This is a genomic window from Bacillus cereus group sp. N11, assembly GCF_016483605.1.
Taxonomy (GTDB): domain Bacteria; phylum Bacillota; class Bacilli; order Bacillales; family Bacillaceae_G; genus Bacillus_A; species Bacillus_A toyonensis.
In genome coordinates this window covers 162485-175697 of the sequence record NZ_JAEHBN010000002.1, presented here as the reverse complement: position 1 = coordinate 175697, position 13213 = coordinate 162485, and the positions used below count along the sequence as shown (strand labels likewise).

Genomic DNA, 13213 nt, shown 5'->3' with positions numbered 1-13213 from the left:
TCATAAACAAAATTATCAATTGCTAGCAGCACTATATGCTACATGTCGTTTCTCAATCCGTTCTTCAATTTCTTTCATATTCTCTTTATTAGTTAGTAGGGATTGTTTATTTTCTATTAATAATTGTTTAAAGGATTTTCTCACTTTTTTTCGCATGTTTATTTTCCTCCTTGGGGGATGGTTTATATAAAAGATAACTTGAAACTTTAATCAATGAAAGGATGTACCCTCACTAATTATTAGCCTACATCAATCGGGCCTTTACAGGGAGTTACTCTTCCATCATCACTCTTTATTCAGCGATAATATTGATATAGAAGTCCCACCGCCCGTTAATGCGGGATAAGGATTTATCTGTGTAGACTTATAATAATTGATTGTTGTGAAATCCATTTGAACTTCACATGAAAATTCCGTTTATTTTCTGACAACTTTGTGAACAAAAAAAGAAAGACCGATTCATTCTAAATCGGTCTTTCTAGTATTTATAACATGTTTATTAATATTTCAGGTCTTCCCCAATTCATTTCGTTACATACAAAGCGTAGTTTTTCTTCGTCCATTGTGTGTAACCCTTCTTCTAACGAACATGAAATTGGAACTTCACAATGAATTTGCGCTAATTGTAAAGAGATATTTAAATTCTCTAAATCACTTTCAATTTTTGTACGCTGCGCTTTCGTTAATGATGCTATATTTTCTAGTACTGCCGATACTGTGCCGTATTCTTGAATAAGCTTATACGCTGTTTTTTCACCAATACCTTTTACGCCTGGATAGTTATCACTCGTATCTCCCATGAAAGCTTTCGCATGGACAATTTGCCAAGGTTCTACACCTTTCTCTTCCATGATTTTTTCCGGTGTGTAATACTCGTAATTTCCAATTCCTTTACGAAGAAGCATAACTGTAACATTCGTATCAACAAGTTGAAGTAAATCTGTATCACCTGTCAAAACATAAACTTCTGCCTCATTGCAATATTGTTTTGCAAGCGTACCAATACAATCATCCGCTTCATAACCTTTCATGCCTATTACAGGCATAGATAATTTCGCAGTCATTTCTTGCACTAAATCAAATTGCGGAATTAATTCTTCTGGCGGTGCTGCACGATTTGCTTTATAATTCGAGAAAGATTCCGTTCTAAATGTCGTACTTCCCATATCCCAGCACGTTACAATGTGCGTTGGTTCGATTGCTTGTGTTGCTGTTAATAAATGCTTCATATAACCATGAATCCCGTTCGTCGGGGTACCATCTTGTCGTTTCATAAATTGTCCGTAGACACTTGTTGCGTAAAAAGCACGAAATAATAGTGCCATACCATCAACTAATAATACTTTTTTCATAATTCCTCTCCTACTAACAAAAAATAATAACCCCACGTTATCACGTAAGGTTATATAAATAGATTACCATTCTACGTTTTTTCAACTTTGTCTATTATACATTGTTTTTATATATTTAGCATCATTAACACATTAAGACGTTCTACTGCAACAAGTATGAAGTATTCCTGAATACGTATTTTTACCTGTTGAAACAACTACAGCCTTTGCATTTCCACCAATAATATTAGTACCTTTAAAACATACATTTTCAAGTTCAAGTGGATTATAGTCTTTCATCCGTTTTAATGGAATAAATCTTTTACGTTCAAGGTGGTAGCAACTTTCAAATTTCTCAACATTTGCATCGTTCCCTGTCAATACAGATTCATTTACTAATAAATCATTTGCATAAATGATACGTACATCTGCCGGTACTATATCACCTTCTGAAAGAAAAATCATATCTCCTGGTACAAGTTCTTGTACTGGTAACTTCATCATTTTCAGTTCGTTATTTAGCCCTGTACTACTAGCACATTCTACTCTAGACACAGTAATTGTTTCACATTGCAATTGATCACGCACATGTTGTTTTGAAAAACCTGGAATCATTCCACTTAACTTCATTATTACTTCTGCAATACGCGCTCTTTTTGAAGTTAATTCATTTCGACCGTATACTTGAATACGTTTTTGCGCCTCTTTCATAGATAATCCGTCTCTTGTTGTTTTAAAATACGCAAATACAGATTTTACATCTCTTGTTGCAATTTCAATTAATAAATCTTTATTTTTTTGAAGCATTGTTTGTTCTTTCATTGATTTTTTACTTTGTTTATATGACGTGTTACCCACAGTTTTGTTTACATATAACATATTATCGTCTCCTCCTTTACAACATAGGAAGAAACGCTTTGTTTCTCAATTTATCCACTTTACCGTGAAAGTGTCTAGCGCTTAATTATGTATATAAACGCTACATTATGATAAATATAGAGGGAGGAACAAGTCGTTTCCTGCCTACATCATATATTTTTGATTTGAAGTATATGGGTAACGGAACCGAGTCAGAATTTGACATGCTCCTCACCTCCTCGTTTATTTTTATAGTTTATACTATGAAATGACTCATAGATTGGTAACAAAAAAGACCCTTACTCATAAGAGAGCAAAGGTCATTGCATACACAAATAAACGATTCCTAATATAATTAGAAATCTACGGACCTCTCCCTCGCCGAGTTTTAGCACTGTATAGCATAGGTTCATTACCAGCTACGTTAAGAAAAACCTTAATTCGATCATTCCTGTTGACCCATTGGCGTCTCTCGACATTTTTGGGCAGTAGCATTTCTCTATACAGGAGCCTCACCTAACAGAGACTTATTTTAATTACATAGAAAATGTTACTCTTATTTAAAATAGATGTCAACACTTTGTATGGAAACTTTTCCTTATTACAGAAAAGCCCTCTCTGTTGTTAGCCTATTTTCTCATATATAGTACAAGTTAGCGAACGAAAAAAACTTACGTATAAAACGTAAGTTTTTAGTAAGTTACACAACCAGCAATTACAATACCAATTGAAAGTGATAAAAACATAAGAAACAGGCCGACTGCTTGATTATCTTCTTCAAGGCTTTTATTTATATTAAAGCGTGGTGTAAGCCACTCAGCTAAATAATAAACAATAATTTGGGCCAAAATACCAACCGCTCCCCACGAAACCATATCCAAAAGTGAAATGGAATTAGCGGCCGTTGAATATAAAACGATAGCTAGCCCGAGTACCCTTCCTCCAAGTACATAACTGACCGCTTTGTTACCCTGAGCCATTAACTTAAATTCTTTCACTTTCGTTGTCACTTCCATAAGGAACAAACCTATACATAAAAGTGCGAGTGATACTGCTAAATATAGTAAAAAATTAATCATTTATTTTCCCCCTTCTTAATACCTACTGGTAAATAATAAGATTCATTTCCTGTAATCTTTTCCCCAGCACGTATACCGATACTGCTCGCTTTTCCAGCGATTAAAAACGCCCCAAACACATACGATAGTTTCTCCACTCCTTTTTCAGTTTCCAAACATACAACTGGAAGCTCTATATACTTTTGAAATATCGGCAATGACGTTTTATATGTTTCATGTGCATTTCGAATCATAATATTCGTGTCTTTATCGCGAATTGTAATTGTGTCACCTTCCCTACCAAACGAAGGTTTTTGAACGAAAGAACCTTTTCCTAAAAATAAATCTGGTTCTAAATATGTAGGTAGCATATATTCTTTAACCCACTGTTGTTCCTCATTTGTATAAAAAGCCCCTTCTTCTGCTAATCCCCAAATAAGACACTGAATTGATTTTGGCTGAAGTAAAAAGGCAGACAAAGGATTTATAATAAAGAGATTTCCGTCTTTTACAAGTTGCAGCAGTTCCACACCTACCAAATCTCCTGTTTCAGGATCTTGATCCTCAATTAAATCTTCTATCGGATACGTTTGGCGATATAAAACATCAATCTTCGCCCCATCTTTATCAACTAGAGCATCTTTCGTAATTCTAAGTTCTGACATTGGCACTACTTTATTTTCAACATGGCATAACTGACTTAAATACATAGTCGTATTCCAATCCTCAATATGTTCATGATGTGCTGTAAAAACAACATTTGGATTGTCTAATCCCTTTGTCGCTTCCATTACAGCTTTCGTAACACCAGAAGATAGTAATCGTTCTTGATCCGAGTTTGGATCATCATAACCTAGGTTTTCACAAACTTTTCCATTCATTTGAAAGCATTCCATAATAAAAGTTGGTGTATCACTATTAAACTCAAGCATTTTAATTTGGTTATCAACCGTTATAACGAAATCAAATCGTGAAATAACAGATTCAGGATATAATCCTATCATTCTAATGAATGATAAGCTCGCAGGAGGAAAACCAAGCTCAAGAAGCTGTTCGTCACTTAAATTTCGCAAAAGTCTAGCAGTCTTAAAAAATATTTTACCCATTCGTTCAGTCGCTAAGTGTAATTGTTCCAAAGTCTGATTTGTTATAGAAAAAACATGAAACAAACTATATTCACATTCATATAAATCCGACCAAAAATTCGGATATTTTAAATAAAATTCTTTTCGATCCCTTATGTATTGCGACATATTTTAGCCTCCAAATCCTCCCTTTGAACCGCTTCCAATTCCACCTTTAAATTCAGCAGACGATTGATACGATTTAAACGCCGATGAATTTTTAAAAGTGGATTTATTTTGATAGTATCGCCCACCATAGAAATAATGCCCACGATAACCTGAACTACTATCATCACACTGCCATACCCCAAGTTCATCATCCCAATCCCAATCAGAACAACTATTATCATTCGGTTTTGGGGGAAGATCTTGTGCGCAACCAAATAAAGTGCCAGTCATTAAAGACGTTACGACACCACCTACTAGCCATTTCGTTTTTGTCACCTTCGCACTCCCCTTTTTAAATTCTATTCCTATTATATAGGATGGCATGATAAAGTAGAAGAAAAAGGAAGAAGAGGGATTAAATGCGCTTAGAATATCGACTTAATGATGAAACGAAAGGGTATCCTGCTTTATGGAACTACGCCAATATTTCTAATTCTGAAATTATCGCACGCATGACTTGTGAATATTTTATTAAAGAGAAAAATACTTATGTTGTTACTGCAACTTCGGTTGATCCAGACGGAACAGCAGTTATTTATATTCAAAAAGAAGTTTTCGCCAATGACCCTTCAGACCCTACATACTCCCACATCGGTTTTGAAATTAGAGAACTAAGTGAAACGAGTTCAAGCTTAGTAGATAGTCAAGATGTATGGAACTACGAAGAAATTTTACCATCTCTTCATTCAGATATTATATATATTCAGCGAGACGGCATGTCTATGGAATTCTCCTTGGATTCAAGAGAGATTGATGAAGACAGAAAGTGCTACATTTATTACGGAAACTTCACAGGTGAATCAAGATAATATTGATATATCTATGCAACAAAAAAACCTTACGTATAAAACGTAAGGTTTTTATATAGCCCCACATATGCCGTTCTCTCTAGATGTCCATAAACCTGCTCTCACAGGTGGATGCTCTCACAAATGTTTGTAACTTCCTTCTTAAAAAGATGGCATGTTAGCTACATTTAAATATTGAACTTCCATATTAAACTTATTGGTTTAAGACATGCATAAGCTACGTACACCGTAGGAATTTTATATAAGGTTAGTTGAAATAAGACCCCCGCACGTGCCGCTCCTCGTAAATGTCCAAAAACCCGCTACTCGCAGGTGGATGCCCTCACAGTTACCGTACATCTTCCTCCACAAGGAAGGCTTGATGATGGTCGCTAAATATTGAGCTTCCGTATAACTAACATCGGTTTTAGACATAAATAAGTTACGTACACCGCAGGATGTATTATTTACTTGTCGTTATATTATCACATTGTTTCCAATGTGTAAAATACAAAGTTTTTCGAGCAATCTCTTGCTTGTGACCTTATTTTAATACAAATTATTTTTGCATGCAAGTGATTAATCTTCTTCTTTTGCAATTTGATTTTCTGGATAAGAAATCCAATCACTCCAGCTACCTGCATACAATTTAACATTTTGGAATCCAGCCAATTTTAACGCAATGATATTTGGACATGCCGTAACACCAGAACCACAATATACAATGGTTTCCTTATCTTTCGACAGATTTTGGAATCGTTCTTGTTGCTCAGCTTCATTCTTAAATTGTCCTGATTGCAACATTCCATCCTTCCAAAAATAGTTTGCTGCTGTCGGAATATGTCCTGCTTTATAATCGACAAGTTCCTCTACACCAGCATAACGTTTCGGCTCTCTTGAATCAATTAACGTAACATCTGCACCTGCCTGGATATTCTCTCTTACTGTTTCCATCGATACAAGCATATGATCTTGTATGTTTGTTTTGAATGTTTTTCGTATAACAACAGGAATTTCCGTTGTTGTCAGTAGTCCATTCTCTTTCCAAACCGGGAAACCACCATCTAATATATATACTTTCTCATGTCCTACATAGTTACATAACCACCATAAACGAGCAGCATTTGCACCAGCTTGACTGTCATACGCAATTACTGTCGTATGTTCATCAATACCAACCTCCGAAAGCTTGTCCGCAAACTCTTCAATGCTTGGCAACGGATGGCGGCCACCATGTTCTGCTATAGGACTTGATAAATCTAAATTCAAATCAAAATATAACGCATGAGGAATATGTTCTTCTTCATACTTTTCTCTACCCCAATTAGGATTCGCTAAATCAAAACGACAATCGATTACACGGACGTTCTCATCTTCTATATGCTCACGTAACCATTCGACTGTAACTATCATCTTTAACGACCTTCTTTCTCTTGTAAACGACTTACATACTCCATAACCATTTCTTCTGTAACATATTTACGCTGTAAGGTAACACCATTTTTTGCAAGATCATTAATTTGCTTTGTTACAACATTAATGACATCAACCGAAAATTCTTTCCCATTTGACGCAAGAGATACGGCTGCTTCAATAGCTGCTTCACGCTGCGCATCTAATTGTAAACATGCTTTTACACTTTCATTTTGTTTACGAGAATGTGCTGTAATTGCTTTATGTACTTCCATCTTCTCTTCCCCCTAAATAAGTTATACGTTCTAATTCAATTCCATTGCAAGCCGAATCATATCACGGCATACAATGCCATTTTCAATAATCTCTTCTTCATAATGCTTCGAAAAGTAATCAAAATCAATAGAAAAAATACGAAATCCACATTTTTGATATAAAGCAAGTTGTGAAACACTAGAATTGCCTGTACCAATTTCAAGTTTTGACATACCATATCCTTTAGCAGTTTCTACGGCATGCCTTAATAGCTTCTTCCCAATCCCTTTTCCTTGCAAATGCTCTGCAACCGCAATATTCATGATTTCCATCGTCTTCGGCCTTGTTTCCAAAAGAACATACACACCGATGACGCTGCCCCCTTGCTTTGCTACGTATGTTAACCCTCTTTGTACATATATAGCTATTTGCCGTTCACTTGGATCAGCAAGTAGCAATAAAGACTTCGGTATAGCCTCTTTTAAAATACGTTCTATTACAAAAGACATAAAAAATCCCCCCATCTCTATTGTTCTAAACCCTCCTTGTCTACCATAAATAATAGAAAGGAGGGATTCACCATGGACAACAATGAGAAAAAATGCAACGTCATCTCTATTGATGGAAAGAAGAAGAAAAGCGACACGTATTCCTATCCAAAATTAGTAGTTGAAAATAAAACATACGAATTTTCTTCATTCGTCTTATGCGGTGAAACACCAGATGGCAGACGACTCGTTCTTACTCATATGATTTCTACCGATGAATTTGCTGGATTTGTCAAATCTTTAGATACTGTACTGCAAAAGAAAATTGAACGAATCTTTTTCTCATAACGACTATATAACATAAATTTCTTTTTCAATCTCTACTAACTGCTTGTGCAATTGTTCTTTACTTTGTTCATATAGAAATACATCGATCGTTTCAGCCAATGCAAACAATATACTTTCATAATAGTTCATCACATCTTGTTGCATCACTTTTTGGAATAAGTTCCACTTCATATCCCATTCTTGCTTATAATGATGAACAAATAAATCTTTTTCATCGGCTACATAGTTTGATACAAGCGGTTCTAATACAGATTTAGCGTCTTCTTGCATAAAAGCTTTGTCATTCTTTTCAAAAAAGCTTTTCTCATTTTTAAAATGTGCCAGTGCTTTTTTGAAATCTTTTATTTCAACTGAAGGGAACGGTTCTTTATGTGTAATATCTTTATATTCATACTCCACTGTTCCATTCATAGAAATTGATTGATTTTCTACTTTACAGTTCACTACAATTTCGTCCTTTGCACGCTTCATCGCTTCGTCTATCCATTTTTCAAGACGTAATGATGTCGCACGCATTTCTTGTAATAAATCATGCTGAATAAATGCTACTAATTCCATAACACACTGTTGCAATTGTGTTTTCACATTTCCATCCGTTCGAAGTGACGCCGGATTAATAAATTCAGTAAACACATCGTTATAACGTAGGAATAGACGCTGTTGCACGTAATAAAGCAACTCTTTCACTTCATTTTGCATCGCCTGTTCTTCAGCAAGTACACTATATGATGAAATGATATGAAGTAGTTGATCACGCTCTGCTTCATATTTTTTCGTTTGCTTCTCTTTCTCTTCATTCCCCTGCTTTGCACCATTTATCATGTTTACTAAAAGCTGATCTGCCCCTTTCAACGCACCATATAGAGCATGCACAGAAACAAGCATTAAATCTCTCATCATAAAGGACGTAAATGATTCCTCAAACTTAGTAATTCCAGAGTTTTGTAAAATACCATACTTCTCTTTTTTAACATTCTTTCCTTGTTTCTCTTCAAGCGCACATAAACTTGAAATTGCAAATAAACGCGGATTTCTAATACCGTATTGCAGTAGCTGATCTGCGATATAACCTTTTACCATTTCAAGTTCTTCTTCAGACTCTGCTAAATCCGCCGCATTAATTAAGAAGAACATTTTATCAAGAGCAAAAGTATCCTTTACACGACCAAGCTGAATTAAAAATTCACGATCAGCACGAGAGAATACATGGTTATAATATGTTACAAATAAAATAGCATCTGCGTTTTTAATATACTGGAATGCAACATCAGTATGGCGAGCATTAATAGAATCCGCTCCAGGTGTGTCTACAAGCGCTACTCCCTGCCTTGTTAAAGCACAATCATAATAAAGCTCCATATACTCAACGAAGCATGATTTTTCTTCATTCGCTACATAATCAGAGAACTCTTCTAATGTGACTTGTACTTGTTCTCCTAAATAAGTAGAAACTGCATCATACCCTTTTTGTACCGCTCGTAAAAAGCTAAATGTTGTTTTTTGCTTCCCATTCGGTGAAGGATATTTCATAACTTTATCAATTTGTGCTAACGCCTCATCTAACGTAGTAATCTCATAATGAAACAGCTTATAAACAGCTTTCATATCTTCTAATAGAGCTTGCTTTGATTTGAATTGAACCATTACTGTTCCGTGTGGTTTTTCCTCTGTAACCGGCAAAATTTGATTAATCGTTGCCGTCGTCGGATTTGGTGATACAGGAAGTACCTTCTCACCAAGTAAGGCATTGGCAAATGATGATTTCCCAGCACTAAAAGCTCCGAATAACGCTACTGTAAATTGTTTCGTTTCCACACGACGCCTTTTTTCTATCACCTCTTGCTGTACATGTTTCAGCGCTGGCAATGGCTCTAATATCATTTCAGCTTTCTTCACTTTCTCTAATATACGCTGAATATTTAAAGCTGCCGTTCCTTTTATCTCTTCTTCATGAGCCGCTACATTATCATTTACAATTTCCTGCTCTTGTAGTGTGAATTTCTCACTAACAATTTGTTTTTCACGTTGCAATATCTCCTCTATTTGCAATCCATCTGGTGTAGCAACACGCTCGTGCCAAACATTTTGTAAATAACTTTCATATGTCTCTAAATTGTTACTGTATTGTAATTCCGTCTCTTTTGCCGTTTGCAACATCGTATATTTTTCAATCTCTTCTTCCATACGAGCAACTGCTTCCTTCACTTTTTGCTTTAAAACGACTGCACTTTTATCAAAAATTTGCTGTGCTTTTGTAAAATAACGTTTCTTCAGTTCATTCGCTACATCCGCTGTATAAAGAAGTAAGTAATCACCTGTGAAACCTGCACCTTGTTTAATGACTTCAGCTAACATTTCTGGTCCAAAAGCAATTTCTAAAGCATATATGTCTTTCCCAATTTCCTCCGTGAACAATCCTTCTTCTTTTAAGAAGGCTACAATAAATTCTTTCACATGAAAATCAAGTTGCGTTTCAACAGTCTTTTGAAGGGCAGAATAAAACGCCTCTACACGTCTTTGTTTTTCTTGCTCCGTCTTTCCTTTCGCAAATAGCAAACCAACTTTAAACTTTGTTAATTTCGTTTCTAAATATGCATTTGCCAATTCTCTCATTTCAAATGGCATTAAATACGCGTTATCTAATATAGCTTGTAAACCTTTTATAAATTCGTTTCTCACATGAGATTCTTTACTAGCCTCGCGATGTTTAGTTTCCGTTAGCTCTTCTTTCTTTTCAACTATTTCTGAAATCGAAAGCGGTGATGCTAACTCTTCCTCATATGTCAAAAGAGCTTTTTCATTTTCAGAAACAATAAACGAGAAATGTTCTCCCATTAAATATTCTGTTTCTCGCTCCATTCCCTCTCTTACATACTGCTCTTTTTCTTTCATAATAGAAGTAATTAATGTTTCTAAACTTCCAATTTCATTATGTTGATGGTTCATCATTCGTAATGACGTATAATAAACTCCATCTACTTCAATATCCCAGTTAGAGAACGATTGTTTCACACTATCTTTATAATCCTCAAATGATAATTCATTTTCTTTATGTTTATCTATTTGATTTACAACGAGATAAACCGTTTTATTACGTTGTTTCAATTCTTTAACAAATTGCAAATTCACTTCCGATTGGACGTGATTATAATCCATCATATAAAAAATTACGTCTGCTAGATGAAGTGTCGATTCTGTCGCTAGTTGATGGGCATCATCTGTCGAATCAATTCCTGGTGTATCAACTAACATAACTCCCTCAGGAATTGGCGCATCATTTCGATAAATATGAACACCAATTACCTCATCGCCATCTTTACAAATCTGTTTTAATTCTTCTGCTGAATATGCACCGTCATATTCGTACTGTTCTCCAGATTTGACCGTTACAACAACACGATCTAATCCCTTTTCAATTTTGACGACGTTAGCGCTTGTCGGAATCGGACTTGTTGGTAACAACTGCGCTTTATATAGATGATTCATCATGGTTGATTTCCCTGCCGAAAAGTGGCCGCAGAATGCTATCATAAGCTGCTCTTGTTTATATTTTTGAATCACTTCAAACAACTTTAAGCTATTCTCTGCATCGCCGTGTTTTTGCCACTCTTCATAAAAACAAACAAGTTTTTTCATACCGTTTGTCTGTACTATGTTTGTCATCCCCTTGTTCCCCTTTATCCAAGATGTATATACTTTTTCCCGCTATTTGCGAGCTCTTAATCAGTGAGAGATGCATCTCCCCATTGATTACAGTTTCACTTTACTATCATACTAAATTTTCAGCATATTCTCATTAAAAATAAAAAATCCCTTTCATTCTTTTTACAAATGAAAGGGATTTTATGTCATTTTATTCATTTTGCTGTTCCTACTCCATTTAAAACATATTTCGCAATAACTGCATATACAGCGACTGTACCTGCTACTAATGCATATACCATACTCGCGCACCAACCTTTTTTTGATAATGATTATCACTTTTGAATACATTTTATCATTAAAGAGAATCATTATCAACAAATTTCTAAAAAAGAAAGCTCCTTCGGGAAAAGGAGCTTTACTGCCTGTTTTAAAGAAGTTTAAAACTTGCTGTGCACTCTTATTATATCTCATAATACACATCTTAACAGTTTTAAAAATTGGAAATCCCCTCTATCCCCTCCCCCTTACATTTTGTATAATAAAAGGGAATTACTTATTAAGGAGGAAAATAATGACACAAAATCTCACGCAAGGCGAGAGGATACACTCAATTGATATCATTAGGGGAATAGCTGTACTAGGTATTTTTCTTGTTAACTGGCCTATTATTGCTGGAATTGACTCACGTGATCTTTCAGGAGTTTATGAGGGACTAGATAGTTATATCCGTCTAATTTACGATATGTTTATTCAAACAAAGTTTTATACTATCTTTTCGTTTTTATTCGGACTAGGCTTTTATATTTTTATGACTCGTGCTGAAGCGAAAACAGATCGACCAAAAACTTTATTTGTTCGTCGCTTACTTATTTTATTATTATTTGGTTTCTTACATTATGTGCTTTTATGGGACGGAGACATTTTACATACTTATGCAATCGCTGGATTTTTCTTATTTTTATTTTATAAGAGAGAACCTCGTACCATTTTAATATGGGCAATTGCTTTATTAAGTATTTTTCAATTTCTTATACTAATTGCTAGTATTAGTGTTGCCTTAATGTCAAAGGCTGAACTTGGATTCTCCTTACCAGTCATGCCACTTGAAGACTGGGTGTCACAAATACAAAATCGTTTCCATGCATTTTATGCTGATGGAATAGTATTAAATATTACAATGCTCCCAGAAACAGTTGGGCTATTTTTACTTGGTTTATACGCCGGTAAAAAGGATATTTTCCGCCGCACGAAAGAGTTAGATACAAAACTTAAAAAATGGCAAATTATTACGTTCATTTTAACATTACCAATGTGGTTCTTCATGGTTCGTTACTTCTTATCAAAACCATTTTATGAACCAATTTATATGCAGGCCTTTACAATGTTCAGTGGAAAAACATTATTCATCTTCTACATTTTCACGCTAATGCGTTTATTACAAAAAGAAAAATGGCAAACATTATTACGCCCATTCCAATACGTTGGACGAATGGCGTTAACAAATTACATCTCACATACAATTGTTACATTACTTGTATTCGGACTATTGTTCAAAAACGATTATCTTGCTCCATTATGGGTAGGACCTCTATTTTGCATCAGTTTTTATACGTTACAAATCTTTATTAGCCGCTGGTGGCTTTCACATTATCAATACGGGCCACTTGAGTACATTTGGCGGCTTGGTACGTATGGGAAAATGATGCCACTTAAAAAGAAAAGCAAGGTCTCATAATG

Annotated in this window: 13 protein-coding genes, 2 other RNA genes and 1 riboswitch; of the genes, 3 read left to right on the top strand and 12 right to left on the bottom strand. The window is 35.1% G+C overall.

The features are described 5' to 3' along the window. Nucleotides 1-15: 15 nt before the first annotated feature. The 6 genes from JDS98_RS04740 to JDS98_RS04715 form a co-directional block, all read right to left on the bottom strand. A complete protein-coding gene (locus JDS98_RS04740) occupies nucleotides 16-156 on the bottom strand; it encodes an FbpB family small basic protein (protein WP_001228051.1) in 141 nt (46 codons plus the stop codon). Between the two features lie 329 nt (nucleotides 157-485). After that, nucleotides 486-1352 carry a 5'-3' exonuclease gene (locus tag JDS98_RS04735; RefSeq protein ID WP_000757079.1) on the bottom strand — a complete coding sequence of 289 codons (867 nt, stop codon included), beginning with the start codon at nucleotides 1350-1352 and terminating at the stop codon, nucleotides 486-488. Between the two features lie 132 nt (nucleotides 1353-1484). Further along, nucleotides 1485-2210, bottom strand: a complete 726-nt coding sequence (locus JDS98_RS04730; RefSeq protein ID WP_000967618.1) for a P-type ATPase actuator domain-containing protein — start codon at nucleotides 2208-2210, stop codon at nucleotides 1485-1487. A gap of 344 nt (nucleotides 2211-2554) precedes the next feature. Next, nucleotides 2555-2720, bottom strand: a riboswitch (M-box (ykoK) riboswitch). A gap of 161 nt (nucleotides 2721-2881) precedes the next feature. Then, nucleotides 2882-3268 carry a DUF350 domain-containing protein gene (locus JDS98_RS04725; protein ID WP_000606849.1) on the bottom strand — a complete coding sequence of 129 codons (387 nt, stop codon included), beginning with the start codon at nucleotides 3266-3268 and terminating at the stop codon, nucleotides 2882-2884. Further along, complete coding sequence (locus JDS98_RS04720; RefSeq protein ID WP_000084943.1) at nucleotides 3265-4500, bottom strand: glutathionylspermidine synthase family protein; 1236 nt, start codon at nucleotides 4498-4500, stop codon at nucleotides 3265-3267. Before JDS98_RS04720 ends, JDS98_RS04725 begins: the two co-directional genes overlap by 4 nt. 3 nt (nucleotides 4501-4503) lie before the next feature. After that, nucleotides 4504-4815 (bottom strand): hypothetical protein, encoded by a 312-nt coding sequence (locus tag JDS98_RS04715; protein ID WP_000169030.1) that lies wholly within the window; start codon nucleotides 4813-4815, stop codon nucleotides 4504-4506. 83 nt (nucleotides 4816-4898) lie between these two features. On the opposite strand from JDS98_RS04715, the gene JDS98_RS04710 reads away from it, so the two are divergent. Beyond that, nucleotides 4899-5348 carry a hypothetical protein gene (locus JDS98_RS04710; protein ID WP_001235522.1) on the top strand — a complete coding sequence of 150 codons (450 nt, stop codon included), beginning with the start codon at nucleotides 4899-4901 and terminating at the stop codon, nucleotides 5346-5348. 54 nt (nucleotides 5349-5402) lie between these two features. Here the strand turns inward: JDS98_RS04710 and ssrS (JDS98_RS04705) are convergent. From ssrS (JDS98_RS04705) to JDS98_RS04685, 5 genes are all read right to left on the bottom strand, one after another. Further along, nucleotides 5403-5586: non-coding RNA, 6S RNA (gene ssrS, locus JDS98_RS04705), on the bottom strand. A 21-nt stretch (nucleotides 5587-5607) separates the two neighbouring features. Then, nucleotides 5608-5790, bottom strand: a non-coding RNA gene (ssrS, locus tag JDS98_RS04700) — 6S RNA. A gap of 116 nt (nucleotides 5791-5906) precedes the next feature. Then, on the bottom strand, nucleotides 5907-6740 hold the full coding sequence (locus tag JDS98_RS04695) for a sulfurtransferase (protein WP_000637579.1): 834 nt from the start codon (nucleotides 6738-6740) through the stop codon (nucleotides 5907-5909). A 2-nt stretch (nucleotides 6741-6742) separates the two neighbouring features. Continuing rightward, nucleotides 6743-7015 carry a YpbS family protein gene (locus tag JDS98_RS04690; RefSeq protein ID WP_000451820.1) on the bottom strand — a complete coding sequence of 91 codons (273 nt, stop codon included), beginning with the start codon at nucleotides 7013-7015 and terminating at the stop codon, nucleotides 6743-6745. Between the two features lie 30 nt (nucleotides 7016-7045). Continuing rightward, nucleotides 7046-7504, bottom strand: a complete 459-nt coding sequence (locus tag JDS98_RS04685; protein ID WP_000011414.1) for a GNAT family N-acetyltransferase — start codon at nucleotides 7502-7504, stop codon at nucleotides 7046-7048. A gap of 72 nt (nucleotides 7505-7576) precedes the next feature. Between JDS98_RS04685 and JDS98_RS04680 the strand changes: the two genes are divergently transcribed. Then, a complete protein-coding gene (locus JDS98_RS04680; RefSeq protein ID WP_000369740.1) occupies nucleotides 7577-7831 on the top strand; it encodes a DUF3931 domain-containing protein in 255 nt (84 codons plus the stop codon). A 3-nt stretch (nucleotides 7832-7834) separates the two neighbouring features. On the opposite strand, the gene JDS98_RS04675 is transcribed toward JDS98_RS04680, so the two are convergent. Continuing rightward, nucleotides 7835-11494 carry a dynamin family protein gene (locus JDS98_RS04675; RefSeq protein WP_199633598.1) on the bottom strand — a complete coding sequence of 1220 codons (3660 nt, stop codon included), beginning with the start codon at nucleotides 11492-11494 and terminating at the stop codon, nucleotides 7835-7837. 553 nt (nucleotides 11495-12047) lie between these two features. On the opposite strand from JDS98_RS04675, the gene JDS98_RS04670 reads away from it, so the two are divergent. Continuing rightward, on the top strand, nucleotides 12048-13211 hold the full coding sequence (locus JDS98_RS04670) for a DUF418 domain-containing protein (RefSeq protein ID WP_000193176.1): 1164 nt from the start codon (nucleotides 12048-12050) through the stop codon (nucleotides 13209-13211). The last annotated feature ends 2 nt before the right edge of the window (nucleotides 13212-13213 follow it).